The 26105-nt window shown below is 45.2% G+C and carries 19 protein-coding genes and 1 pseudogene; 10 read left to right on the top strand and 10 right to left on the bottom strand.

Annotation, left to right across the window (positions count from 1 at the left end):
• Positions 1-36: 36 nt before the first annotated feature.
• From ACED60_RS00185 to ACED60_RS00200, 4 genes are all read left to right on the top strand, one after another.
• Positions 37-924, top strand: a complete 888-nt coding sequence (locus tag ACED60_RS00185) for an ABC transporter six-transmembrane domain-containing protein (protein ID WP_371726612.1) — start codon at positions 37-39, stop codon at positions 922-924.
• A complete protein-coding gene (locus ACED60_RS00190) occupies positions 914-2092 on the top strand; it encodes an efflux RND transporter periplasmic adaptor subunit (protein ID WP_371726613.1) in 1179 nt (392 codons plus the stop codon). Before ACED60_RS00185 ends, ACED60_RS00190 begins: the two co-directional genes overlap by 11 nt.
• A complete protein-coding gene (locus ACED60_RS00195) occupies positions 2089-5256 on the top strand; it encodes an efflux RND transporter permease subunit (RefSeq protein ID WP_371726614.1) in 3168 nt (1055 codons plus the stop codon). Before ACED60_RS00190 ends, ACED60_RS00195 begins: the two co-directional genes overlap by 4 nt.
• Positions 5257-5360: 104 nt before the next feature.
• Positions 5361-6293, top strand: a complete 933-nt coding sequence (locus ACED60_RS00200) for a helix-turn-helix transcriptional regulator (protein ID WP_371726615.1) — start codon at positions 5361-5363, stop codon at positions 6291-6293.
• Positions 6294-6409: 116 nt separating this feature from the next.
• On the opposite strand, the gene fruA is transcribed toward ACED60_RS00200, so the two are convergent.
• From fruA to fruB, 3 genes are read right to left on the bottom strand one after another with little or no spacing between them, the layout of a single operon-like run.
• Positions 6410-8170, bottom strand: a complete 1761-nt coding sequence (fruA, locus tag ACED60_RS00205; protein WP_135384227.1) for a PTS fructose transporter subunit IIBC — start codon at positions 8168-8170, stop codon at positions 6410-6412.
• Positions 8171-8185: 15 nt separating this feature from the next.
• Positions 8186-9163: a 1-phosphofructokinase gene (gene pfkB, locus ACED60_RS00210; RefSeq protein WP_371726616.1), complete on the bottom strand. Its 978-nt coding sequence runs from the start codon at positions 9161-9163 to the stop codon at positions 8186-8188.
• 9 nt (positions 9164-9172) lie between these two features.
• Positions 9173-10306: a fused PTS fructose transporter subunit IIA/HPr protein gene (fruB, locus tag ACED60_RS00215; protein ID WP_009844885.1), complete on the bottom strand. Its 1134-nt coding sequence runs from the start codon at positions 10304-10306 to the stop codon at positions 9173-9175.
• 391 nt (positions 10307-10697) lie between these two features.
• On the opposite strand from fruB, the gene cra reads away from it, so the two are divergent.
• On the top strand, positions 10698-11702 hold the full coding sequence (gene cra, locus ACED60_RS00220) for a catabolite repressor/activator (protein WP_009844886.1): 1005 nt from the start codon (positions 10698-10700) through the stop codon (positions 11700-11702).
• A 92-nt stretch (positions 11703-11794) separates the two neighbouring features.
• Here the strand turns inward: cra and ACED60_RS00225 are convergent, their stop codons facing one another.
• From ACED60_RS00225 to nirB, 4 genes are all read right to left on the bottom strand, one after another.
• A complete protein-coding gene (locus ACED60_RS00225) occupies positions 11795-13585 on the bottom strand; it encodes a protein kinase (protein WP_371726617.1) in 1791 nt (596 codons plus the stop codon).
• 147 nt (positions 13586-13732) lie between these two features.
• Positions 13733-15202 carry a NarK family nitrate/nitrite MFS transporter gene (locus ACED60_RS00230; protein WP_371726618.1) on the bottom strand — a complete coding sequence of 490 codons (1470 nt, stop codon included), beginning with the start codon at positions 15200-15202 and terminating at the stop codon, positions 13733-13735.
• Positions 15203-15344: 142 nt separating this feature from the next.
• Positions 15345-15689 (bottom strand): nitrite reductase small subunit NirD, encoded by a 345-nt coding sequence (gene nirD, locus ACED60_RS00235; protein ID WP_102307015.1) that lies wholly within the window; start codon positions 15687-15689, stop codon positions 15345-15347.
• 139 nt (positions 15690-15828) lie between these two features.
• Positions 15829-18411 (bottom strand): nitrite reductase large subunit NirB, encoded by a 2583-nt coding sequence (nirB, locus tag ACED60_RS00240; RefSeq protein ID WP_371726619.1) that lies wholly within the window; start codon positions 18409-18411, stop codon positions 15829-15831.
• A gap of 472 nt (positions 18412-18883) precedes the next feature.
• Here nirB and ACED60_RS00245 point away from each other — a divergent pair, with 472 nt between their 5' ends.
• The 3 genes from ACED60_RS00245 (at position 18884) to ACED60_RS00255 (ending at position 22527) form a co-directional block, all read left to right on the top strand.
• Entirely contained in the window at positions 18884-21481 is a 2598-nt protein-coding gene (locus ACED60_RS00245; protein WP_371726620.1) for a molybdopterin oxidoreductase family protein, read from the top strand.
• Between the two features lie 616 nt (positions 21482-22097).
• Complete coding sequence (locus tag ACED60_RS00250) at positions 22098-22310, top strand: DUF2971 domain-containing protein (RefSeq protein WP_083783993.1); 213 nt, start codon at positions 22098-22100, stop codon at positions 22308-22310.
• Positions 22258-22527 (top strand): hypothetical protein, encoded by a 270-nt coding sequence (locus ACED60_RS00255; RefSeq protein WP_009844891.1) that lies wholly within the window; start codon positions 22258-22260, stop codon positions 22525-22527. The genes ACED60_RS00250 and ACED60_RS00255 overlap by 53 nt, the downstream gene beginning before the upstream one ends.
• 41 nt (positions 22528-22568) lie before the next feature.
• Here ACED60_RS00255 and ACED60_RS00260 read toward each other — a convergent pair whose 3' ends face one another.
• Complete coding sequence (locus ACED60_RS00260) at positions 22569-23057, bottom strand: Sbal_3080 family lipoprotein (protein WP_032555003.1); 489 nt, start codon at positions 23055-23057, stop codon at positions 22569-22571.
• A gap of 463 nt (positions 23058-23520) precedes the next feature.
• Positions 23521-23646 carry a YHYH domain-containing protein gene (locus ACED60_RS00265; RefSeq protein WP_102257609.1) on the bottom strand — a complete coding sequence of 42 codons (126 nt, stop codon included), beginning with the start codon at positions 23644-23646 and terminating at the stop codon, positions 23521-23523.
• A gap of 466 nt (positions 23647-24112) precedes the next feature.
• Between ACED60_RS00265 and ACED60_RS00270 the strand changes: the two genes are divergently transcribed.
• Both ACED60_RS00270 and ACED60_RS00275 read left to right on the top strand, forming a co-directional pair.
• Complete coding sequence (locus ACED60_RS00270; protein ID WP_371726621.1) at positions 24113-24490, top strand: hypothetical protein; 378 nt, start codon at positions 24113-24115, stop codon at positions 24488-24490.
• A gap of 148 nt (positions 24491-24638) precedes the next feature.
• Complete coding sequence (locus ACED60_RS00275; RefSeq protein ID WP_371726622.1) at positions 24639-25514, top strand: prohibitin family protein; 876 nt, start codon at positions 24639-24641, stop codon at positions 25512-25514.
• A 330-nt stretch (positions 25515-25844) separates the two neighbouring features.
• Here the strand turns inward: ACED60_RS00275 and ACED60_RS00280 are convergent.
• Positions 25845-26067: pseudogene (locus tag ACED60_RS00280) on the bottom strand (IS110 family transposase); the annotation flags it as partial.
• Positions 26068-26105 lie beyond the last annotated feature (38 nt).

The following is a 26105-nucleotide window of genomic DNA, read 5'->3' on the forward strand; positions in this document are numbered from 1 at the left end:
GTAATACTGGCGCCATATTCATTTATGGGCTCAATAATGCTATTCAAACATCCCATCTCTCTGCTGACGATTATTCGGCTTAATCCATTAAAGGTCGCCGCGACTTGGTTAATGGTATTGGCTGAAAACGTGATGCTTATTCTGCTGCCACTGTTTATTGGTCACGCCATAGACGGAGTGCTAAACCAAAGCTTTCAGCCTTTGATGATGTTGGCACTGATTCTTTTTGTACTGGTGATCATCAGTGTCGTTCGCCGTTTTTACGATACCCGTGTGTATGGTGCTATTCGCGTAAAACTGGCAAACCTTGTTGAGCGTAACCTGCGCGGTTTGTCTATTTCGACCAAAGACGCCCGGCTAACCATGTCTCGTGAGCTGGTTGATTTCCTAGAAGATGATTTGCCTACTTTGATGACCGCGATAGTTCAGCTGGTCGCGACGGTGGTTATCCTCTCAACGTTTCACTTCTCATTGGCACTTTGCATGTTGTTTGCAGGGCTGTCGATTCTGGTTATCTACGGCGTATTCCACCGAACCTTTACACGACTCAATGGCCAATTTAACGACCAAGTTGAACAGCAAGTGAAACTACTGAGTGGTGTTCGCTTGTCAGCGCTTCGTTGGCACTTTGAACGTCTAAAACAGTGTGAAATCAAGCTGTCTGATACCGAAGCTGTTGTCTATGGGCTGATTTTTATCGTGTTATTTGGCGCGGTTATCGGCAATTTATGGATGGTGAGTCAGCTTATCGAGCCGACCGCTGGTCAAGTGTTCTCCATCGTCACTTATTCACTCGAGTTTGTTGAAACCGCAGTGATGCTACCAATCACGCTACAAACCCTTTCTCGTCTCACTGAAATCAGTCAGCGCCTTAATCACACCTCCACTCAACAGGTTACCAAGGGGATACCTCATGAAATTTAAAAAGCCACTTTCTGTATTAGTCGGTTGCGCAGCCATCTTTATCGCGTTGGTTGTCGTTGATGAATTGGAACCTGAAGCTACCCAGCCAGTGAAGAAAGAAGCCGTCCTTGCCCCAGTTTCAGTGTTAGAGGTAACACCATCACAGCATCAATCAACGCTAACGGTATTAGGTGTAACTGCTGCTCGTTGGCCTGTGCAGTTGAAAGCATCCAGTAGTGCACAGTTGAAATGGCTAGATGAAAGCGTTGAACCGGGGAATTTGGTTAACAAAGGCGATGTGTTAGCAAGGTTAGATACTAGCGCAGTTGATGCGAACTTGGCTCAGGCGTTGAGCTCATTGAAACAAGCAGAATTAGAGTTGAAGCAGGCTAAGCATGAGCAAACGGTTGCGTTAAAAATGCTGAACCCGAAAACGAGCTCGTCTTTTGCTCGCAGAGAGCCTCAATTACTTGCAGCGAAAGCTAATCTCAAACAAGCGAAACAGGCTTACCTGAGTGCACAGAAGTTGTTGGACGAATCAGTGATTACTGCGCCCTTTAATGCGGTGATCATGAAACGCCATATCAGTCCGAGAGAGTGGATAGAGGCGGGGCAAGTGACCTTTGAATTGGCTGCCAGTGATTCGATTGATATTGAGTTGCCGATTTCTGAAATGCATTGGCAACAAGTTCAAGCCGCCCTTACTGAGCCAAGTATCACTGTCGTGAACCGCTCTGGGGATCAGTGGCCTGCAAAGGTGCGTTATGTGTCTCCGCAAGTTGATTCGGTCACTCGTCAAAGACAAGTCGTGCTTTCGGTTGAGGCGCCTTATCAAAGCAAGCCAAGATTGTTTCCAAATCAACAGGTTCAAGCCGTGGTTAACCTAAGGCTGAAGGATAACGTAGTCAGCGTACCTTTAAGTGCGATGACACGAGACGGGTATGTGTGGACGTTAGACAACAATGATCGTCTACGTAAAGAGTCGGTATATTTGATTGGACAAGGTAATCAGGTGCTTGATATTCGGTTTAATCAGCAAAGTGAACAGGTTCGCAGAGTGGTGCAATATCCGCTTTCATCGATGTTAATTGGTAAACAAGTTGAGCCTAACTTCTACCAAGATGATAGTTCAGAATCCATGATCGCGAGCCAATCGGATGATGAACAGACTGAGGAGGTAAACCAATGAGTTGGATGACCAAATGGTTTATCAATAACCCTGTTGCTGCCAATTTATTGATGATGGCGATTGTTATCAGTGGTGTGCTTGCGTTTGGACAATTGCGTGTCGAGTCGTTCCCACAAATAGCACCGTCTTCCATCAGTATCAGCGTTACTTACCCTGGCGGTACGGCGCAACAGATCGATGAGAGTGTTACGCAGCGAATCGAAGAGTCAATCAGTGGTATTGCAGGCATCAAACAGATCACCAGTCAGTCGAGTGCTGGGATTTCTCAGGTCATGGTTCGTAAAACCAGCAGCACAGATTTAGACAAGCTTCTGGACGACATTCGTAATCAAGTCAACGCGATCAATGGTTTTCCCGTGCAAGCGGACAGACCACAAGTTGTGCGAAACGAATTTACCAATTTGGCGGCGTTTGTGGTGGTGTCTGGGCCAAGAACCGATGACGAACTGCAACCCATCGCCAAGCAACTTGAACAAGCACTGAAGAAGAATCCGCGTATCTCGAAGGTATCAAATTGGGGAACTCGCACATCTCAACTGGTTATCGAACCCGATCCTGACCAACTGAAAGCGCTAGGATTGAGCTTAGAAGACCTCGCAGAGCTCGTTGAGCAGCGTTCGCTTGAGACTCGTAGCGGTGAACTAATCAGTGACAAAGGTCGAATGGTGATTCGTGGTGACGGTTACGCCGATGATTTACAGAAGTTGAACCAACTTGTTGTGATTTCAGGAAGCAACGGAAAAATACTGTTGGGTGATATCGCCAAGTTAAGTCGTGGCTACCAATACAGTGGTTCTATCGTGCGTAACAACGGCTCTAACGCCATCGCATTATTGGTCAGTACGAGCCAAACCGACAACCTGCTTAAAGTCAGTGAAGCGATCAGTGAAACGCTTGATGCCCAACGCGCGATTTTGCCGTCGGATATTGAGTTGAATACCATGGCCGACATGGCACCTTACATTGAAGAGCAGTTATTTCGTTTGAGTGAGAACGCATGGCAAGGCTTATTGATCGTCGTAGTTCTACTTGGGATCTTTCTTGAAATCAGGCTCGCCTTTTGGGTCGCGATGGGCATCCCAATTGCGCTGACTGGAACGTTGGCAGCAATGCAGTTGTTCAACTACAGCATCAACGACATCACCTTGTTTGGTTTTATCTTGGTACTCGGTGTGCTGGTGGATGATGCGGTTGTTGTAGGTGAAGCGATACATGAAAAACGGACGGGTAACGTCAGTAGCTCAGGGAATTTAAATATAAACGGCTCCTCAAATCTAAACGGAAAGACAGCCGCTTGGCAGGGCGTTAACTCAGTATCAGTGGCTACCGTGTTTGGTGTGCTCACAACCATCGCTGCGTTTTCTCCAATGCTATGGATTAATAACGAGTTAGCCAAAGTATTGGCTGGGTTTTCAGCAGTGGTGATCTTTGCGCTGATATTCTCGCTTATCGAAAGTAAATTTATCTTGCCGTCACACTTGGCTCAGCTATCTGTGAAAAAGCCATCAAAGGGTTTGTTCGCTAAGGTTCAGAATGCCGCTCAAGGCGGGTTACAGTGGTTTAATCTCAACATCTACAAGCCAGTATTGGAGTTTGCACTTGGCTACAAAGTCGCGTCCTTGCTTGGGTTTGTGGCGGTTATCTCACTGGCTTATGGCATGTGGTCTAACGGTGCGATTCGCAGTGCATTGTTCCCTGAAATTCCGGGGCGTTACATCACCGCGGTTATTGAACTGGAAGATGGCGCTCCGTTGCCTTTACAGCGCCAAGCCTTGTTGCAAGTTGAGCAAGCGATGACACAGGTCGAAAAGGGTTTAATGGACGATTACCCATTACAGGAAAAGCCTGTTGTGAACCTGCTTGCTTGGTCTGATGGCTATGGCGAAATCGAAGTCACAGCTGAGCTCACCAACGAATCCTTAAGCTCACTGCCGGGTAATTTATTATTGAAGCGATGGAGAGAAAATACAGGTCAAATCGAAGGCGCTTACTCGGTTAAGTTCAGCGCGGCAGAGGAGCCTGCTGGTGGAACATTCTTAACGATCTCTTCCAATGATCGTGAGCTTGCTTCTCTCGTTAGCGAGGAGCTAGCGGACACTTTGGCTTCGTTGAAAGGCGTATCGGATGTTTACGACGACGGTCAGGATGGTTTACCGCAAGTTCGCTTGGTATTGAATCAATATGGTCAGCAGCTTGGGTTAACTCAAGCGAAACTGGCTCAGTTAGCAGGCGAAGCGTTTGGCGAAAGAGAAGTGCATCGCCTGTTAGAAAATGGGCAAGAGACCAAGGTGCTTCTGCAATATCCGAGAAAGGAGCGCAGAACCTTAGCTCAGCTACAACAGGCACTTATCATGTTACCTAATGGCGGAAGTGTGATGATGGGGGATATTGCTGAGTTTCGTCATGAGCAAGAACCGCAAGTGGTTTACCGCCGCGACCGAGAGCAAGTGATCAACCTGTATTGGAAGCAGAACCGCGACCTACAATCACCAGAGAAAACACGTGAGCAACTCGAAGAGTCGATTGAATCTCTGCACCTACAATATCCAAGCGTAATCATCAAAGCGGGCGGTGAGTTTGAAGAGATAGGGGAAGTGTCGGATGGCTTTAAATCAGCGATGATTCTGACGTTGTTGATGATCTACACCTTGTTGGCTGTGCCTTTGAAATCTTACTGGCAGCCGCTGATCATCATGGCGGTAATCCCGTTTGGTTTTGCGGGCGCGATTTTTGGTCACTACTTGATGGACTTACCCATCAGTATTCTATCGTTGTTTGGAATGATGGCCATGACAGGCATCGTGATTAATGATTCGTTGGTGTTGATTACTCGTTTTAACGCTGAATACCGCCAAGGGGTGCCGTTACAGCAAGCGTTAGTCATTGCGGGTACTAGCCGCTTGAGGGCGATTTTCTTGACCACCATTACAACGGTGTGTGGATTGTTGCCATTGCTAAGCGAAACCGCAGAGCAGGCGCAATACTTGAAACCAGCGGCAGTATCTTTGGTGTTTGGCGAGCTGTTTGCCACTGCGGTAACTCTGATTTTGATTCCCGTGTTGCTTGGCCTGTTTTGCCGCAAGCCCCCGCTAGTTGAAAATCTAATTGAAAAAGAAGCGGACGAACAAGATTCATTAGAAGAACTCACTTTGGAGCGCTCGTGATTGATTTTATAAAGGACAAAGACGATAGTGAAGCCAAGCTGTCCAATTCAGCGAAGCTAACCGACAGTAAGACTAAAGCCAATGTACCAGAGACCTAAGACTGTATGACGCAAGAGAATAAACCTGCTTTGCATTTAGAACCAGCTTTTAAACTGGTGCCTGAGATTACATTGATTGAATCTTTGCCAGAGCACCTTCAAAAACGCTTTACGCATGCATTGACCTTGATGCATGAAGAGTGGGGTGAGCGTCGTACGTGGGAAGAAATTGCAACAGAGATCGCGATTTCGCCTTATCACTTTCATCGTCAGTTTACCGAGTTGTTTAATGAAACTCCTGGCCAGTATCTAAGCCGTGTTCGGTTACAAATCGCGGTCGGTTTGTTGATCAATGATGAGCCGTGGAGCGTGATTGAAATTGCTCAGTATTGTGGCTACTCATCGTCACAGTCATTAGGTAAGGCGCTCAAGCGTGAGCTCGGTGTTACAGCAAAACATATTCGAGAAATGGGCTATAACGCGACACCTAAGGAAACGGCAGAATTCATCCAGAAATTAGCACATCCAGGTGTGCAGTCTTCTATGGAGAAAGAGCTAGTTAAGTCTATGCCGATCGAGCTAGTTTGGTATCCAGAACGCGGCATGCAAAAGCTTAAGTTGGAAGATCCTGATTGGGACACGGTATTTGAAATCTATGGTCAGAAGTCGACTCACTTGATGGGCACTACGCCGATCAAGCAAATGAATAATAAATGGGACGACATCGACGCTGAAATTGGAAATTGGCAAGTCGCGAAAGATCGTTATGATATGACCATTCCTGAAGGCTACTACTTATGCAGCGACGTTTATCTGGTTTCAGATGTGGCGTACAGCACAGCGTTAGAAGCTCTGTTTAAGGCGGTTGAGCAACAAGGTTTGAAGTTAGATGTGCAAGGTTATTTGGTAGAGATGATTCGTCAGATCGATATGGATGATGTTGAAGGCGTGACCTTCTCATTCCAGTTGCCCATCTTAACGACCCAAGACAACGAATAATAAAAAGGCTCCTCAATTGAGGAGCCTTTTGCTTTACCAAGGAACAGTTTTAACAAGGGACTGTTTTATCAAGAGCCTCTGTTCGTCAGCCTTAACCGCTAAACAGAGTAGGGGGATTAAGCCTCTGCAGTCACTTTAGAATCGCTCATCTTTTTAAGAGCTGCATAACCAAAACCTGTTACCGCTGTACCTGCTGCAATCGCCACTAGATACATAAGCACTGGAGAGATAGCGCCAGGAATTAGCAGTACGAACAAGCCGCCGTGTGGAGCCATTAGTTGTGCACCAAACATCATTGATAGAGCGCCCGTTAGTGCGCCACCTGCCATACATGCTGGGATAACACGCATTGGGTCTTTCGCTGCGAATGGGATTGCACCTTCAGAGATGAAACATAGTCCAAGAACGAATGATGCTTTACCTGCTTCGCGCTCGCCTGCTTCAAACTTGTCTTTCACTAGGAAAGTTGCAAGGCCCATACCTAGAGCCGGAACCATACCTGCAGCCATGATTGCTGCCATTGGTGCGTAAGTTTGTGAAGCCAATAGACCAACACCGAACGTGTAAGCCGCTTTGTTTACTGGACCACCAAGGTCGAAACACATCATTGCGCCTAGAATCACACCCAGAAGAATCGCATTAGACGTTCCCATGTTGTTTAGGAAGTCTGTCATTGCGCTCATCACGCCTGAAACTGGACCACCAACGATGTAAATCATGACCAAACCAGTGAACAAACTCGCGATAAACGGAATGATCAGAATTGGTTTGAGGGCTTCCATGGATTGTGGAAGTTGAACCTTGTCGGCAATGAATTTTGCTGCGTAACCCGCAATGAAACCCGCTGCGATACCACCTAGGAAACCTGCGCCTGTTGAGCTAGCCAACATACCGCCAATTAGACCTGGAGCCAGACCCGGACGGTCAGCAATAGAGAATGCAATGAAACCAGCAAGAACAGGAATCATCAGTGCGAATGCAGAACCACCACCGATAGTCATCAATGCTGCTGCTAATGTGCCTTCTTCTTTGAACGCTTCGATACCGAATACGAAAGACAGTGCGATGATCAAACCACCCGCAACAACCACAGGAAGCATGTGAGATACACCTGTCATTAGGTGCTTGTACACACCTTTCTTCTCATCAGCAGGCGCTGAATTTGAAGACGCTGTGTGCTGGTATGGCTTAGCTTCAGCGAATGCTTTTTCCATCTCTTGCTTTGTTTTCTTCAAAGCAGGACCTGTTGTGGTTTTGTATAGCGCTTTGCCGTTGAAACGATCAAGAGGAACGTCGATGTCGGCAGCGATGATAACAAGATCAGCGTCTGCGATTTCTTGGTCTGTCAGTTGGTTTTTCGCACCTACAGAGCCGCGAGTTTCCACTTTGATCTGGTGACCTAGGCGTTTGCCTTCTGCTTCCAGCGCTTCAGCTGCCATAAAGGTATGTGCAACACCCGTTGGGCAAGCGGTAATCGCTACGATCTTCTTGCTGCCTGTGCTTACTGTTGTAGAAGAGTTTGTTGAAGTACTAGTAACGGTAACTGCTTTTTCAACTTGAGAAGCGTCTAATACCGTTGCTTCTGCTACCGCTTTCTCTAGAAATGCTTTTGCATCTGCTGTGCATTCAGAGATAGCTGCTTGGTACACTTTTTTGCCAACAAAGCGCGCTTTATCAATGTTTGTGTTGGCAGCAATAACCACAACATCGCTGCTGTCGATCGTGTCTTGTGATACTGGAGAGTTAGGTAATACGCTAGATTGACATTCAATAGCGGCGTTCCAACCCAGTGTTTTTGAAGCTTGCTCTAACAAGCCTGCTGCGATGATGCTGTTTGCTACGCCACTTGGGCAAGCTGTGATGATGGTAATATTCATAATAATCCCTTTGTCCTATTTACTTGTGTCTAACTGACTAGTTGGAGCACTAAGCGCCTGTAATTGGATATTTTGTCGTACTGAATCCAGCTCTTGTTGGCTGGTTACACCCACGCCTACCTGTGAAACTGCTAGAGCAGATAGGGCGGTTGCGAATTGAATAAGTTCTGGTTTTGGCATCTGTTGCATGTGACCCCAACATAGGCCTGCAACTAAGGTGTCACCTGCACCTACCGTGCTTACTACTTGCATGCGCGGTGGTTGAGCGTGTAACCACTCACCTTGGTTAAGCCACATCACACCTTCAGCACCAAGTGACACAACGATGTTATCGATGCCTTTTTCACTTAGGGCTTGGCCTGCGTGTTGGCATTGGTCGCGTGTAGTTAGTTCGGCGTTGAATAACTGAGATAGCTCTTCATCGTTTGGCTTGATCAGCCATGGTTGTGCATCGAGTCCCGCTTTAAGTGCATCACGGCTGCTGTCGAATAACACTTTCTTGCCCATATCGTGAAGTTTCTGAATCCACGATGCGCATAACATAGGTGAAATGCCCTGAGGTAAGCTGCCTGCAATCACGAAATATTCGTGGTCTTCAGCTAACCCGAATAGAGTGCGCTCAAACTGCTCGATGGCAATCGGTGTTACCGCTACGCCAGGGAAGTTGATGTCGCTAACTTGACCACTTTCTTCTACTAACTTCACGTTGATGCGAGTTGCGCCGTCGACACGAATAAAGCGGTCAGTTGCGCCCATCTGTTCGAACAGTTGGCAGAACGCTTCTTCGTTATTGCGACCAAGGAAGCCAGTCACTGTCACTTTTGCGCCAAGTTCTGAAAGAACTTTTGCTACGTTTACGCCTTTGCCCGCTGCATGCAGTGAGCTTTTGTTCACCAAGCTAACTGAACCTACGTTTAGCACATCGATGCTACCTGTCAGATCTAGAGCAGGGTTTAGGGTTACGGTAACGGCTTTGATTTGTTTATCAGACATATCGATTTCCTAACCTTCGCCAAGGCCAGAAGCGATAGCTTTGCCAATAGACTCAAGTGCTTGTGCTGCGTCATCACCTTCAGCAACAAATTGAAGCTGGTGGCCGTGTTTAACGCCAAGAGCGATTACTTTCATCAAGCTCTTCGCGTTCACTTCTTTTCCGTCGCCATCTAGGTTTGACACGCGGATTGTTGATTCAAACTTCTTCGCTTCAGCGACTAGCATTGCGCCCGGACGAGCGTGTAGGCCGTGTGCGTTTTTGATTTTGAATACTGCGCAGTTGTCGTCGTCTTGAGAAGCTGTAGAAACCGCTTCACCTTTTAGAAGGCCAATGACTTGCGCTGCATCTGCAGTCAACAGTTGTTGTTGCTTACCTTCGAAAACCATCTTGCTTAGGTTTGCCAGAATCGATTGGTGTGCGCTGTTACAAGCGGCGAATGCTACCAATGCTTTAACTGGTGTGCCTTCGTACTCACAATGGTTCGCTGTTGAAACGAAAGATACGCCAGTGCGAGTTACACCTTTGTCGCTGCCCAACAACCATAGGCCTTGGCCTAGGTGAGTTGGTGTTTTTGTCACAAGGTCGGCAACGAATGCGTTGTCTGTGCAACCTGTGTTCTTAAGTAGGCCGCCCGCAACTGCAGACATTTGAATCATGTCGCTTGCAGGGAACAGTAGCTGAACTAAAGAAGCGTCTAGGTCTGCTTCTAGCTGAACTTCGCCATTAAGTAGGGCGATGATTTCGTCTTCTGATTTTGCTTGCTTTAATTTCTCTTCAACACCGTCTGCCGCTAGCACTTTGGTCAGTTGCTTAAGAATGCCTAAGTGCTCATCAGATTTAGCTGCAATACCAATCGCAACGTAAACACGGTTTCCGTCTGCCCAATCAATACCTTCAGGGAAGTGGTGTACCGCAACGCCTGTCTCTTTCACTAGGCCACGAGTGTCAGTCGTTCCATGAGGAATCGCGATACCGTTGCCAAGGAACGTAGAGTTCTGGTTTTCACGGTTCAGCATTCCTTCAACGTAGCCAGAGTCAACTAAGCCTTTGGCTGTTAGGTCGCCTGCAATATTTTGGATTGCTTGGAACTTATCATTGGCCGTTTGGCCTAGAGTGATGTCAGATTTTGATAATTTAAGCATGGTGCCTCTTTAGCGTATCGCTTGAGAATTTGTGTGTCGCTACGATTCCAACTAGAGCAAGAATTAGTGAACTTTACTCTTTGCTTTACTTTAGCTGAATCGGTTCAGCATTCAGTGTAAAAAAATTCAGCAAAGCCAATTTCGATTTTCAAAATAGTTTTGCTGCGTGTCGTTAATTCGGTCTGATTCGTGGATAACGAAAAGCTAAATAACGAAAGCTTATTAACAACAAATGACGCTCGATTCATTCAAAAGGATGATTGAAGTCACTTTTCAGATTTTGCTGAATCCTTTCAGCTTTTATACTGAATCGATTCAGCATATAATTCAACTAATCCAGGGATCAGATCATTCGTTATATGATCCTACGCACAAAATACAGGTCACTCATATGACACTTGATGAAATCGCTAAGTTGGCTGGAGTATCGAAAACCACAGCCAGTTATGTCATCAACGGCAAGGCGCAGAAATACAGAATCAGTGAAAAGACTCAACAGAAAGTCATGGCGGTTGTAGAAGAGTATAATTACCGTCCAGACCACGCCGCTTCGTCGTTGCGAGCTGGTAATAGCCGTTCATTTGGTTTGATTATTCCGGATCTGGAAAACAGCAGTTACGCGCGTTTGGCAAAATTGATAGAGCAGAATTCACGCAAAGTGGGCTACCAGATATTGATTGGTTGTTCTGATGATGATGCTGAAACAGAACGAAAAGTGGCTGAAGCTTTGGTAAGTCGTCGTATTGATGCCTTGCTGGTTGCGAGCTCAATGCCAGACGCCAACGAGTTCTACTTAAAGTTGCAAAACTCAGGAACGCCTGTGATCGCAATTGACCGTCCGTTAGATGATGAGCACTTTGCTTGCGTACTCAGTGAAGATTTCGAAGCCGCATTTGAACTGACGCATTCGATTCTCGATGACAATATTCATAGTGTTGGTTTGATAGGCGCACTTCCTGATCTAAATATCTCACGCGAACGTCACCTAGGTTTTGAAGCTGCGAATAAAGCACATACTCAACAAACAGGGCTCGCAGAAAACAAGCCGATGGTTGTGGGTTATGGTGAGCACTTTGATAGGGAATCTGGGCGAGAGGTTTTTGAGGGTTGGATTGCAAAAGGCACGGTTCCTGATGCGATTGTGACTATGTCTTACACCTTGTTAGAGGGTGTGTTGGATGTAATGGTTGAAAAACCAGAGCTGATTAATCAAGTAAAACTGGCAACCTTTGGTGATAACCGACTGCTCGACTTCTTGCCTTTTAAAGTCCATTCACTGCCGCAGCAGTTTGAAGTAATTGCCGACAGCGCTTTTGCTTTGGCGTTAAATGCATCCGCTAAGCGTTACCAAGCGGGTATTGAACTCGTGCCGAGAAGTTTAGTGAGACGAGGCTAATTCCAGTTAGTTTAAACAAGCTAGGTTAGATTTGGACACTTAGCTCGAACTTGGAGTTAACTCGAACCTGTAATTAACTCGAACTTGGACACTTAACTTGAACTAAGCAATAAGCCCAACTCTACAATGGCAACAATGCCGAGCAACAAAGCCAACACCTTCCAAAACTGGATTGGATTTCGGTTTATCAAAGGTTGCTTGGCTTTGCTTTTCACCAAACTTTGGTTTGGCGTGTAAAGGTCTGCCACAAAATCCCCCAACACTTGATGACGCTCGCTCGGCGATTCGGCGCAGGCTTTTTGTAACACCAAATCCACCCAGCTTGGTAAGTCAGTTCGTTTTTGAGTGATGGGTTGGTATTCCCACTGATGATGACGAGATTGCTTAAGTGATTGTGCGGTCATTTCAGAGTAGGGCAATTCACCAGTTAGCATCTCATAGCCGATCACAGCGATAGAGAACAAATCTGAGCTGGTGGTCGCGGTGTTATGTTTGATGGTCTCGGGTGCAATGTAATTGACCGCACCTAATGGAGTGTCGTCTTTGTCTGCGAGCTCTCCCTCTTCAAGTCCTCTGACTAATACAGCGCCAAGGTCGATGATTTTTATCTCACCATCATGTTGAAGCATAATGTTCCCGGGCTTTAAATCTCGGTGCACCATGTCTGCGCGTTGTAATACTCGAATACCTTGTGTGATTTTTTCTAGTATGTCGCGTACTTCATTGAGTGACGGTTTTGGATTGTCGTACATCCATTGTCTTAGCGTGATGCCTTCTACCCATTCGCAGATTTGATATAAAAATTGCGAGTTCTCTGGCGTCGGGTAGACCTTCATTACCTTCTTATTGTTCAGCAAGATGCCAGCCCATTGTTCATTAAAGAAAGCTCTCAGTTGCGACGGGCTATCGTGATATTGAACGGAAGGGACTTTTAACACGAACTCGGTTTGTGTCTCTTTTTGCATCACACGATACACATGGCTTCTAGAGCCTGCATACAACACCTCAAGCACCATAAAGTTGTCGATACTTTGTCCGAGCTTTAAAGCGGGCGGAATGGCTCGTTTAGCCAGTTTTTCATGGAACTCGATGAGCGAAGGCTTAGGTAGATGACTAACTTGCACAATCAAGCAGCTCACATTGTCTGAACTGTTGTGGCTTAAAGCGGTGTTACAGATGGTCTGTGCTGCGTATTCGAAATCCGCTCCAGGCTTATCGATGTGTTCATTGAATGTGTTGGGCGAGACAAACTCGTGCACACCATCCGAAGTGAGGATAAAGCAGTCGTTTTTCTTAATAGGCAGGGTTTGATAGTCAACGTTGAGTTGGTTATCCATGCCTAAGGCGCGTGTTAAGTAATGCTTCTGCCCGATATTCTTACGGGTGTGGTCGCGGGTCAGTTGGCGTAATTCACCATCTCTTAGTAAGTAAATGCGACTGTCGCCAACGTGGAATATATGTGCGGTGTTCGATTTTAATATCACGCTGCTGAACGTCGAAACGAGGGCATTGTGGTTCACTTGTTGTGCGGGATGGATATTAGAAACAGACGTGTTGAAGAGCCAAGAATTGAGGGACGTTAAGACCTTTTGCGCCGAACGCTGAATGCTCCAGCTTTGGGGAGTCGCGTAATAGTCGTCTATAAACTGCATCACGCTGGTGTGACTGGCTTTCTGGCCGTGTTCACTGCAACTCGCGCCGTCTGCTACGCAGGCAACACTGCCTTTCAACTCTTGCTCTGCGCGAGTTTTAGGGTGTTTTACAATGATGGCATCTTGGTTTTCATCACGTACGCCTTGATTCGAATAACCACCAAACTTAAGCGTTAACTGGTTGTTGGATTCCGGCGTGACGACTTGCCCTTGGCTGAATGAAATTGTCATAACTGGTCTTCTTCTTAACTGGCCGTCTTCTCATTTGCTTGAGAGCACATCTGAGAAAGAACAAAAGCTCTAGCGAATGCAGAGCCTTTGAACGTAGTACCAAAGTGGTGAAACACACCTTGGTACTACTCCCGATTCAATGAGTGGTTAGCTCGATACGTTAATCAAGGTCACGCTACCGTCGTCATTCACTTCAGCAATTTGGCCGTTAGGCTCTTCCATGAACATCAGAGTAACGAAGCCTAGTACTGCTGTTCCTGCAATCACCAAGAAGAAGGTTTGGTAACTTACGAATGAAAGCACAGTTAGGTAAACCACCGCACCCACGTTACCGTAAGCGCCAGTCATACCTGCAATTTGACCTGTCATACGACGTTTAATCAGAGGTACTGTTGCAAACACCGCACCTTCACCGGCTTGTACGAAGAAAGAACACGCCATTGCAGCAACAACCGCTAGCCATACTGGCCATGTACTGTCGACTTGACCCATTGCAAAGTAACCCACAGCAAGACCAATCGTTAGAATAAGCAGTGTTGGTTTACGACCGAATTTGTCTGAAATCCAACCACCACCTGGGCGAGACATTAGGTTCATAAAGGCATAAGCCGATGCAACCATACCCGCAAGAACCGGCGTTAATTCAAAGGTTTCAGAGAAGAACAGTGGCAGCATAGAAACAACAGCCAGTTCAGAACCAAATGTCGCGAAATACAACACGTTCAACACAGCAACTTGCTTGAATTTGTATCTGTGAATTTCTGGTACTTCTTCTTTGAATACGTTCTTATTTACCTTCCAAACTTGCGACACTTCGTACACGTAAAGTGCGGCTAAACCTGCGTAAACCGAGTTAACCGCCATGTCAGACAACATGTTGATGTTGTTTGGTGATAGCTTCCATGTCAGTAGCGCTATAGCGGCGTACATCGGGACCTTCATAATGAGTAGGAAGAAAAAGTCACCCTTGGATGTCACTTCCATTGCCGTTACTTGAGCAGGCTTGAAGTAAGTCGATCCTTTTGGTGTATCCGTTACATTTTTGTAGAAGATAAACGAGAACGCTAAGCTCATAAGGCCAGTGATACCGACCGCATAACGCCAACCATCGTCACCACCAAATGCGAAAGCCAGAGTTGGAAGCGTGAATGCTGCCGCTGCTGAACCGAAGTTACCCCAGCCGCCGTAAATACCTTCAGCCGTACCGAGTTCATTGTGTGGGAACCACTCAGACACAAGGCGAATACCGACAACGAAGCCTGCACCGATGAAGCCTAATAGGAAACGAGCAATCGCCGCTTGAATGAAAGAGTCTGCCAGAGCAAACATAAAACAAGGGATTGAACAGACCGCGAGTAGCGAAGAGTAGACTAATCTTGGGCCGTATCGGTCGGTTAACATACCAATCGCGACACGTGCCGGAATGGTCAATGCAACGTTGAGAATAAGGAGTGTTTTGATTTCCTCAGTTGAAAGGCCAAGCGAGGTTTTCACCATTTGCAGTAGTGGGGCAAAGTTGAACCACACGACAAAGGTGATAAAAAAGGCCATCCAACTGAGGTGTAAGGTTTTCATCTTACCCGTAAATGAAAGCAGCGAAAATTTTGTGTTATCCATGGTTTAAATCCTTTAAATCTGGAAGATTACCCGGCTTTAGCTTGTGCGTTACTTCCGAGATTCGAACGCATTAATGTGGCTAAACCCTGTGCCGAAATTGCTCACGCTGATAAAGCGTTTACATGATGATGTCGGCGTTTAGTTAACTGGCAATAGCAAGCGGTGCGAGAACCTGAACCTGCTCTCCTTGCTTGCGAACTTCAAATTTCACGAGCTTGAGTTCAGGTTGTTCAAGGCACGTGCCAGTTTCTAAGTGGTAATGCTGCTTGTATAAGGGTGAGGCGACGTAAGGCTCACCGCTTAATGAACCAATGATACCACGTGACATCACATTCGCCTTGCCAACAGGATCGTAATTAGAGAGTCCATAAAGCGTGTCACTGCGCTTGCAGTAAAAAATAGCCACTTGGTTATCGTCTACTTTGGCGCAAATACCACCGTTTGGGGTTAGGTCCCGGGTGTTGCATACGGTTGTCCAATTTTCCATGACTTTCTCCTAGTCAAAACATAAAACTAATAATCAATTTAATTAGGGTGATAGCCGACAGCAGTTTTCTTGGGCTGAGCCACTGTCGACTATCGATATTGGGTTTAGTTGTTACTGATTCACTGACCGTCAATTCGGCTTACGAAACTTCCGTGACTTCGATTTGGTCTGCGTTGGTGAGCATTTCATCTCGTTGTGAATCTGAAGAAGAGCTCAAGCTCGGCTTAGGAAAACGCTGCTCTCGTTCTTTGATGAATGACAGGCTAGTGTCCATTTCTTCGCTGTTGATGTAGTGCTGGAAACGCTTCATTTTTTCAGGGTTTTCGATGGTAGTTTTCCATTCACACTGGTATTTTTCGATGTTAAGGGCGATATCGGCTTCAAGTTCTTCAGCAACGTTGAGCTTGTCTTCAATCACGACTTGCTTGAGGTATTCAATGCCGCCTTCAAGGTTTTCCATCCATACCGATGTACGCTGTAGGCGATCCGCGGTACGTGTATAGAACATCAGAATGCGGTCGATGTATTGCAGCAGGGTGGTTTCATCAAGGTCGGTAGCGAAAAGGTCACCATGGCGAGGGCGCATACCACCGTTACCACAGATGTAGAGGTTCCAACCTTTGTCGGTGGCGATTATGCCAAAGTCTTTTGATTGGGCTTCTGCACATTCGCGCGTACAGCCAGAAACCGCAAACTTGATCTTGTGGGGTGAGCGTAAGCCTTTGTAGCGGTTCTCAAGTCGAATCGCTAAGCCAACACTGTCGTCGACACCGTATCGACACCAAGTGCTACCGACACACGATTTCACGGTACGTACTGACTTACCGTAGGCATGGCCCGTTTCAAAACCAGCATCGATTAGCTTTTTCCAGATGATTGGCAGTTCGTTAAGTTGCGCGCCAAACAAGTCGACACGTTGACCACCAGTGATCTTGGTGTACAGGTCGAACTCTTTAGCGACTTCACCAAGCACAATCAGTCTATCGGGTGTGATTTCACCGCCAGCAATACGCGGAACCACAGAGTAGGTGCCGTCTTTTTGCATGTTGCCAAGGTAGATGTCGTTGGTGTCTTGCAGTTCGATGTGTTGATCTTCGAGGATGTAATCGTTCCAGTAGGAAGCCAGAATCGAACCGACAGCCGGTTTACACACGGTACAGCCCAATCCGTTTCCGTGAGAATCTAACAGCTCATCGAAGGTCTTGATTTTGTTGACGCGGATAATGTCGGTAAGCTCTTGGCGAGAATACGCAAAGTGCTCACAGATATCGTTAGAGACTTCCACACCTAGGTTACTTAGCTCGCTATCGAGAACCTGTTTAGCAAGGGCAGAACAACCGCCACAACCTGTTGAAGCATTAGTGGTTTCTTTCAATGCGGCCATCGTGGTGCAACCCGCTGAAACCGCGTCTTTAATGTCGCCTTTGGTTACATCAAAACACGAACAAATCACTGCGCTATCGGGCAGAGCTTCAACACCCATTGCCGAGCCTGAATCATCCGCGACATTAGGTAGAATCAGTACTGATGGGTTTTCAGGGAGGGGCATGTCATTTTGTTTGATTTGCAGTAGCGAACCGTAGGCTTCTGCATCACCGACCAATACCGCACCGACAATCTTTGTACCGTCTGCCGAGATGATCAGGCGCTTATAAACTTGTTCAATTTCATCGTTATAGGTATACGACTGAGCGCCTTCCGTCTTGTCATGTACTTCACCGATACTGGCAACATCAACGCCAAGTAATTTGAGCTTGGTGCTCATGTCGGCACCAGTAAATGCAGCATCGTCAGTACCGCCGGATACAATATGCGAAGCCGCGACTTTCGCCATGGAATAACCAGGGGCGACTAAGCCGAAGATCTTGTTGTCCCAAAGCGCACATTCACCAATCGCATACACGTTGTCGATGTTGGTTTGGCAGTGATCGTTAATCACGATGCCGCCACGTTCACCAATGGCGATATCAGAGCTTCGAGCTAGGGCATCTTGAGGGCGAATACCGGCAGAGAACACGATCATATCGGTTTCAAGGTGGGTGCCGTCTGCAAAGTTCATTCTGTAGCGAGCGCTTTCACCCGCGACTATCTCAGAGGTCGCTTTCTCGGTATGAACCTGCACACCAAGGTCTTCAATTTTTCTGCGCAGTAGGGCACCGCCACCGTCATCTAATTGAACGGCCATCAGGCGAGGTGCAAACTCAACAACATGTGTTTCCAAGCCAAGGTTTTTGACTGCGTTTGCGGCTTCTAAGCCAAGCAGGCCACCACCAATAACCACGCCCGATTTACTGCCTTTGCTAGATAGTTCAATGGCGTCTAAATCTTCGATGGTGCGATAAACGTGGCAGTGTTCTTGGTCGTTACCGGGAATAGGGGGAACAAAAGGGAATGAACCGGTCGCCAGAATCAAGGTGTCATAACTCTCGGTATGTCCCGACTCAGTCACAACGCACTTATTTTCAGTATCTAGTTGAGCGACTCTCGCGTTGAGAAGGTAATTGACGCCATTGCTTTGGTAATACTCTTCGCTGGTTAATGCTAAATCTTCGGCATTTCCGCGCTTGAAGTAAGCCGTCAACTGAACACGGTCGTAGGCCAACCTTGGCTCTTCACTGAAAGTAATAACATCAAACTCATCACTGTCTGATTGCAGGATGTTGTCGATAAATTTGTGTCCAACCATGCCGTTACCAACAACGACGATTTTCTTCTTGCTCATAATCCATTCCTTATTCTCGGCGTCACCATCACTAGCATCTAATTTCTAGTCGTTAGCAGATGAATACCGGGTTGAGATTCCACTCAATTCATAATCATCAAGAAAAACAAAAATGTTTTTTCTAAGTCTTGGTTTTTAGTGGAGCAAGGAGGGTGCCAGATTGCGAGTTGTTCATTCAAATAAAATTTAATCTATATATTTCAGTAATTTAAAAATTGCAGGTGGCACGCAATTACCCCTAAAGTGGTATGTAAAATTTTTGTTAGATTTATATAAATGAGCGTTTGTGGTGCAACTTTCTGCAAGATGGTGCAAAAATTAAGTTTCTATCTTGGCTAAGTTCGATTTTGTTCAGTGTTGATATTTTTAATTTCATTAAGTTGTTGTTTTTAAGTGGTAATATTTCAATTTAGTCGAGTGGTGTTAAGTGGCGTGCTATTTGCTTGGTTTCAGTTATTACAATTATGGATAATTGAGCGAGAAACGGATGACCGATTCAAACAGCGGCTGGATAAAATCAACCTGTGCTTATTGTGGTGTAGGGTGTGGAATAGAAGCGAGACCGACATCGTTAGGAAAACTAGAAGTGCGTGGTGATAAAGATCATCCATCAAACTATGGAAAGCTATGTACTAAAGGGATTGCGCTCGGTGATACTGTGACGCCTTTAGGACGCCTAACACAGCCTGCTCATATTCAGAATGAGCAAAAACAAGAGCTGGATTGGAATAGTGCTACTCAGTTGGTTGCAGACAAATTCAATCAAACGATTGAAGAATTTGGGGCCGATTCGGTTGCGTTCTATGTGTCTGGTCAGCTGCTTACCGAAGACTATTACGTTGCCAATAAACTGATGAAAGGCTTCATCGGCAGTGGCAACATCGACAGTAATTCTAGGCTGTGCATGGCTTCAACCGTGGTTGGGCATAAGCGAGCATTTGGCGCAGACACCGTACCTGTCTGTTACGAAGATCTCGAGCAAGCCGATCTGGTTGTGATTACAGGCTCCAACCTAGCATGGTGTCATCCGGTACTTTTCCAAAGGCTAAGAGCCGCGAAACAAGCCAACCCTGCATTGAAAGTCATCGTCATCGACCCGCGTTATACCGACACCTGTGAAATCGCAGACATTCACTTGGCATTGGAATCTGGCTCAGACGTGGCGTTGTTTAACGGCTTATTGGGCTATCTCGACGATAACGACAAGCTAGATTCAGACTATATAGAAAACCACACTCAAGGCTTTACTGAAGCGATTCGTTCTGCAAGTCATTATTGTTATACCGAATCAGACTATACCGAATCAAGTAAGGGAGACAAAAGCGTTCCTGAGCTAACAGGGCTTACCGAGCAGCAACTCGAACAGTTCTACAAGTTATTTGCTTCGAACGAGAAAGTGCTGACCATTTACTCCCAAGGCGTGAACCAATCTACACAAGGGTGTGACAAGGTGAATGCCATTATTAACTGCCATTTAGCCACCGGGAAAATAGGTAATCCGGGTATGGGGCCATTCTCTGTAACGGGTCAGCCGAACGCCATGGGCGGGCGTGAGGTGGGCGGTTTAGCCAATACGTTAGCGGCGCACTTTGAGTTTGGTGATCCGCAATCACACCAAACCGTTAGTGAGTTCTGGCAAACCGACAGCTTAGCGACTCATGCTGGCTTAAAAGCTATAGACCTATTTGATGCGATGAACGACGGTAAGATAAAAGCCGTGTGGATCATGGCAACCAACCCCGTCGTGAGTTTGCCGGATAGCGAAAAAATCAAAACCGCATTAGAGAAGTGCCCGTTTGTGGTGGTGTCTGATTGCATTGCCGATACGGAAACCACGCGTTTGGCTGATGTGGTGCTGCCCGCGCAGGGTTGGAGTGAAAAGTCGGGTACTGTGACCAATTCAGAGCGCCGTATATCAAGGCAGCGCCGTATATTACCAAGCCCAGGCGAAGCCAAACCCGATTGGTGGATCTTGAAAGAAGTGGCGCAAAAAATGGGGTTCAACGATCAGTTTGATTATCGCCACGAAGGTGAGATCTTTAAAGAGTATTGCGAGATGACAGCGCTCGGCAATGAAACAGGCAAAGCACGTGACTTATGCTTAATTGGACTCACTCAACTGGATGAGAAAGGCTATGGCGAACTCACTCCACAGCAATGGCCAGTGCTAAAATATCAACCAGAGATCATTGAGCAGCGTATGTTCACCACTGGCGAGTTCTTTACCGAATCTGGTAAAGCGCAGTTTATTGCAGTCGAACACGACAAACCCATTGCTGATACCAGCCTTGAATTCCCACTTATCATGAACACAGGTCGAATCCGAGACCAATGGCACACCATGAGTCGCACAGGCTTGGCGGCGGGTTTAGGTGAACATACGCCAGAGCCTTTTGTCGCCATGCACCCTGATACGGTTTCAGAACTGAACTTGGAAGAGTTCGGGCTAGATGCTTTCAACCACGCCACTATTAACCCGGTGGTGAAAGTACGCAGCGCACAAGGGGAGTGCCAAGCCCGCCTAGTGGTGACCAAAGAGATGCGCCGCGAACAAGTCTTCATGCCAATTCACTGGAACGCCCCGACCGCCAAAGACAGCAAGCCGTGTGACCTGATCTTGCCTCATACCGATGCTGCATCAGGACAGCCAGAATTCAAACACACACCTGTTGTCGTAGAGCCGTGTGGTTATCGTAGTGAAGCCGCACTGGTCAGTGACAAAGTGATGGATTGCAGCGGATTTGATTACTGGGTGCGCCAAAGAGTGGAGGGCGGTTTTCTGTATCGCATATCTTCCTCTAAGAACCCAATGGAGTTGGTGATTCAGCTTGCTAACACACTCGATGCTTTACCAGAACCGAATGCAGAAGCAATTAAGTCACTCCATTATCACGGCAACAAATCATTCAAGAACTACGGCTCTGCCAAGCTGGATCAATTTGGTGTGAAGCAAGCGTTCGTAGTCAACAGTAAGCTCGACCATCAAAGCATCGAATGGCTAGTGGAGTGCCTAACCCGAGAAGCCGATCAAGAGTTCGAAGCCGAGTTTTTGAGTGCCATGGCAAAGTAGTTATTACCTCTTATTCATCCATACTTATAACGTAGACGCCGACTATCATGTCGGCGTTTTTGTTTGAGAGCACGACACCCAAGATATGAACAACTCACATATTGGGTGGTTTTCTGCTTTTCGTCATGTCTGATACGAAGATAAGTAGGTAAGATGATGTTATTAAATGGGTTATTGGACCTAGTGCAGCGCGTCTTGGAAACTAGACAGAATTGTTTCAGAGACAAAATTCAGGATTATTCTGTCTAACATAGCTGTTATGTGATTAGGTGTGAATGTTTAGGTAGAGTGGAAAATGTATGAAAAATTCTGAAGTGACGTCCTTATAAAAATACAAGCCCCTGAATCAATTCACACTAGATATTATAGCTTCAGAACGCATTAACTATGCACTACCTGAGTCATTTAATGATCCTTTCGATACGAAATGCTCGTTTCCCAGCAATACCGCCATGACTTCATCTACTAATGTAAATAAAATCGCACGAGCCTTTCCCAATGAGCCAGACATTATGGCATTCAAACTCAAAAATGTAATTCCAGATATTGATAGGTTTCATCATCATTTGAAAACTTTGGAATCGTATTACTGACAGAAAACGCAACTGATATTCTAATGTGGTCTCATTATGCTGATAATCACAATGGAATTTTTATTGAGCTAGAAAGAAACGAGCAGAATGAATTGGGCAATCATGAGGTAACTAGAAAAGTAAAATATACTAAAAGTTATCCGTCATTGAATACAAAAATTTTACTTGAAAAAGATAGGTTTAATGCATCATTGCAAAGAGATTTTATACACAAAATATTTGCAATGGAAATATGAAAAAGAGTTGCGAACTTTTAAACCACAAGGTGATAGAGGTTATCCGTTACCCGGAAAAATCTTATCAATCTCTTTTGGCGTAAGAGCGTCACCAATAGACATTGAAATAGTCAAGAAATTAATAGTGGGCACGGAAATAAAGTTGTTCCACGCTGAGTTAAAGCAAGGGGATTTTGGCATTAAGTTCAAAAAATCACATAATAAAAATGTTAGTTGAAGCGTGTATTATAAAGGCCTCGTAGTAGAGGCCCTTAGGAACTAGTTGTTTGGCGTACCACCAAGACAGATTAGTTCGTTTGCTTCGTCTTTTGTCAAATCACTAAGTAAAAGATCTAGTGTTACTTGAGTACGTCGTTCAGCGGAACCAAATTTATCAATGCCACCGCACTTTACTGTGTCAATTTTTACTAGTGCAATCGTTTGACCTTTATCTTTAACCTCAACATTTAGGTAACGCATATAAGTAGCCATATCCCACCACCAGTTTGCAGAATATGTTAGTTTTGGGGCGTCTGTGGTTTTTGAGTTGGACTGAGAGATATCAATAACTTGGTAGTCATATCCGTATTCGTCTAATTTTGCAGCAATGATTTTTTTAATTGAGTCTTTTGTTCGGCCATCGTCAATTATCAGTAGTTCCTTGTTTTCTAAATACGTTGTATCTAGTTTTTGTAACTCAACAATTGCGTTGTTAGCGCAGCCTGCAAGTAGCATTATTGAAAAAGTAGCGACAAGTTTTTTTAACATTGGTATTTCCAGGGTGGTGTAAATCGCGTGCATACTATCATGCACCAATTACCAATTAAATGGTACGATATTCCTTATTATGCAAAGGATTGATGAGTATCATTTCCCGTTTTTATTTTGAATGGGGTAAGAATGCCGGGAAGTAGAAAATAGCGAGGTTTAGCCCCGCCAAATAGTGGCTTGGTTAGTTACAAATTGTAATGTCGCCAATAGTGCTACATGTTTTATTATCACGATCGCCATTGATAATAGTCGTGTGTGTGTTAGCAAATACATTCGCTGTGAAAAGAATTGCAATTATTGCGATTGTTTTTTTCATTTTGACGTGGTCGTCCAATCTAACTTTATTTTAAATAGACATAACATAACACAACTCGGTGTCATGCATTGAGAAATTAATTCTTCTAACTGCTCTTCTGAAACTGTTTTTTATCAATGTAGAAGAACGAGTACATTAGTAGAATTAGTGACAATGACGCACACCTGTGCGTGAGTCTACGTGACAACCGTAACTGTCTGTGCCACCAGAGTGTGCGTAAGCAGTAAAAGCTGAAAGAGCTAGAAATAAAGCTAGTGCGATGTGTTTCATTGGTGTTGTTTTCTTATCATGTAAATTAAAGAGCTCGGATTTTAGTGAATTTCCATAAAAACAGAAATGAAAAATTTTTATCGTTACCATTAGAGGTTATGTCTGGCTTCTATTAGTGCCTGAAAAACATCACATAACGAATAAGGATTAAGGTGTTGCGCAGCCAACACTAAATCCCAAGTGTTGAACAAGCCCAAGATAAGGTTGCGATAGCAATCTTATCAACCAGTTAGCTGTTCTTGGTTTCTTTCGTCATCACATCTCCTCTGATTCCGAAAATGCCATTCTCTTTATTTTCGATGCCTTTCGGCTAGGTTAAAGTCACCATCAAATTATGAACTGACATCACTCATGATAATGAGAATCAATAGCGTTAATCATTTACCTTGCAAGTTTTGACTGGTAAGGTGTTGTTAAAGATAGGGTTATCGTATTTTAAGTTGGTTGGCTTTATGGAGGAGGAACAATGGAAAGTGGCAAAAAGAATATTTGGCTTGAGTCTGATTCGATTGTAACAAGGAAGAGCCCAAAGCCTCTTAAGCTTAATACGTTAGAAAATATCTACGTTAAAGAGCATGACATTAAAAGTAAAATCACAAGGTCGTTTTTTATTGCGGTTGTGTTTAGTTTACCTATTTTCCTTTTTCGTCCACTTGCTGGTATTGGTGTGTTTTCCATAATTGGCATCGCTGGATACCTTTTAACCAAAAAGTATGAGTTACGTGTCGGTGTTTTCAATAACGATGACGTTGGTGTTGTAGAGTCTGGGTTATATTCGTCAAACGAACGCGAGGAACTCGATGAAATAGTAAGGCTCGTGATGGAATATAAAACAGGCAAGTAATAAAAATAAGGACTAATATGATGTGTTACGCTCGGCGGTTATGATAAAAGTACCGTGTACTTGGTTAGCTCTGTGGGGCTCACTTTCTTACGGGCGTTAGGATTGATATTGATTATTTACACATATAATAAGTTGGTTGGTAAAAAGCATGAAACAAGCTGTAGAAATGAAGAAACTTAACTTACCTATTAAGAAGGTAGGTGCCGGAATTACCGTTGCTTTTGTTCTCTTTAGTTCCGTTTATACTGTTAATGAGGGGCACATTGGTATTGTTAAGCGCTTTAGTGAAGCGAAAACACAGGTAAGCCCAGGTTTACATTTTAAAGTTCCGTTTATCGACAGCGTTGAAGAGATTGAAGTTCGGACACGCAAGAATGAAGAGAAAATGGCCTCAAGCACAAAAGAGCAGATGCCAGTCACGGTCGTCGTATCCGTTAACTGGACGGTAGACAAATCTGCAGCGTTAGATCTCTTTAGACAGTATGGCGGTCTTCCACAGTTTGAAGCTCGCATTCTTGACCCTAGGTTTAGGTCAGCAACTAAGGATGTGATTCCCAAGTATGATGCAGAGCAACTGATTCAAGATAGAGCAAGTGCTATTCAGGCAATTGAATCAAACTTAATTGAAGAAATGGCCGCGTTTCCAGTAAGCGTAGATAATATACAGATTGAAAATATAGCCCTACCAAAAAAATACCTTACCTCAATCGAGACTAAGCAGACTGAGAAAAACTTAGCCGCAGCAGAGAAACATAAACTGGCTAGACAAAACTTAGAAGCTCAAAGAGCCGTAAATACGGCAAAAGCCGAAGCTGATGGTATTGAGCTTATCGCTATAGCTGAAGCGAAGGCGATTAAATTAAAAGGTTTTGCTGAAGCAGAAGCGATTAATGCAAAGGCCAAAGCTCTTGGGGATAACCCATTAATCATTAAACTGACCGAAGCTCAAAATTGGGACGGAAAGCTGCCAGCAACAATGTTGGGTGGTGAAAATATGCCTATTTTAGATATGAGAGCTAAGTAGCATTAGAGAATTAAAGGTAATCCTAATTCAGAAGGGGTGAGATGTTGCACAGTCAGCATTTACCCCTGAAGCTTGCATAAGCCCAAAGTCACTTTGTTAAGCAAACTGTACGATTAGGTTTGAAGGGCACATCGTGTTGAGGTTTCTCTCAAGGTGAGTGAGGCCAAGGTAAGGTTGTGATAGTCATCTTATCAAGCCGTTAGTCATTTGCTGTTTATTGTCGCCATGTTTATTCTTATTCCACAAATGCCCCCAGCCTTGTTCTCGTTGTCTTTCTGCTAAGTGAGTTGGCTCAAGCTTTACACATGCCAAAATCAATATTAAAAATACGGCCGTATGACCTAGTTTATTTAGTGTTCTTGTCCAATATTGTGCATTGTCACACGCTTCAGCGCCTATACGCATGAATGGCATATTTACTATTGTAGTCAGTAGGTTAAAGTGGGTGATGCTTTATGAAGCAGGACTTACTATTTTGGCCTGTGGTATGAGGGCTAAAGTGGTTTTTAGCTAGGTCGATACCGTAGAAATAGGTACCGCATAAATGTGGCAGAACCTCGAAAGGGGGGGATCCATGTCATTCGTAATATG

The sequence above is a fragment of the Vibrio sp. 1F279 genome (assembly GCF_041439815.1).
Classification (GTDB): domain Bacteria; phylum Pseudomonadota; class Gammaproteobacteria; order Enterobacterales; family Vibrionaceae; genus Vibrio; species Vibrio tasmaniensis_A.

Bases quoted from the DNA above. Each gene is read 5' to 3' on its own strand.
- ACED60_RS00185 (WP_371726612.1), top strand. From the start codon at position 37: ATGCTATTCAAACATCCCATCTCTCTGCTGACGATTATTCGGCTTAAT.
- ACED60_RS00190 (WP_371726613.1), top strand. From the start codon at position 914: ATGAAATTTAAAAAGCCACTTTCTGTATTAGTCGGTTGCGCAGCCATC.
- ACED60_RS00195 (WP_371726614.1), top strand. From the start codon at position 2,089: ATGAGTTGGATGACCAAATGGTTTATCAATAACCCTGTTGCTGCCAAT.
- ACED60_RS00200 (WP_371726615.1), top strand. From the start codon at position 5,361: ATGACGCAAGAGAATAAACCTGCTTTGCATTTAGAACCAGCTTTTAAA.
- fruA (WP_135384227.1), bottom strand. From the start codon at position 8,170: ATGAATATTACCATCATCACAGCTTGCCCAAGTGGCGTAGCAAACAGC.
- pfkB (WP_371726616.1), bottom strand. From the start codon at position 9,163: ATGTCTGATAAACAAATCAAAGCCGTTACCGTAACCCTAAACCCTGCT.
- fruB (WP_009844885.1), bottom strand. From the start codon at position 10,306: ATGCTTAAATTATCAAAATCTGACATCACTCTAGGCCAAACGGCCAAT.
- cra (WP_009844886.1), top strand. From the start codon at position 10,698: ATGACACTTGATGAAATCGCTAAGTTGGCTGGAGTATCGAAAACCACA.
- ACED60_RS00225 (WP_371726617.1), bottom strand. From the start codon at position 13,585: ATGACAATTTCATTCAGCCAAGGGCAAGTCGTCACGCCGGAATCCAAC.
- ACED60_RS00230 (WP_371726618.1), bottom strand. From the start codon at position 15,202: ATGGATAACACAAAATTTTCGCTGCTTTCATTTACGGGTAAGATGAAA.
- nirD (WP_102307015.1), bottom strand. From the start codon at position 15,689: ATGGAAAATTGGACAACCGTATGCAACACCCGGGACCTAACCCCAAAC.
- nirB (WP_371726619.1), bottom strand. From the start codon at position 18,411: ATGAGCAAGAAGAAAATCGTCGTTGTTGGTAACGGCATGGTTGGACAC.
- ACED60_RS00250 (WP_083783993.1), top strand. From the start codon at position 22,098: ATGTGGTCTCATTATGCTGATAATCACAATGGAATTTTTATTGAGCTA.
- ACED60_RS00255 (WP_009844891.1), top strand. From the start codon at position 22,258: ATGCATCATTGCAAAGAGATTTTATACACAAAATATTTGCAATGGAAA.
- ACED60_RS00260 (WP_032555003.1), bottom strand. From the start codon at position 23,057: ATGTTAAAAAAACTTGTCGCTACTTTTTCAATAATGCTACTTGCAGGC.
- ACED60_RS00265 (WP_102257609.1), bottom strand. From the start codon at position 23,646: ATGAAACACATCGCACTAGCTTTATTTCTAGCTCTTTCAGCTTTTACT.
- ACED60_RS00270 (WP_371726621.1), top strand. From the start codon at position 24,113: ATGGAAAGTGGCAAAAAGAATATTTGGCTTGAGTCTGATTCGATTGTA.
- ACED60_RS00275 (WP_371726622.1), top strand. From the start codon at position 24,639: ATGAAACAAGCTGTAGAAATGAAGAAACTTAACTTACCTATTAAGAAG.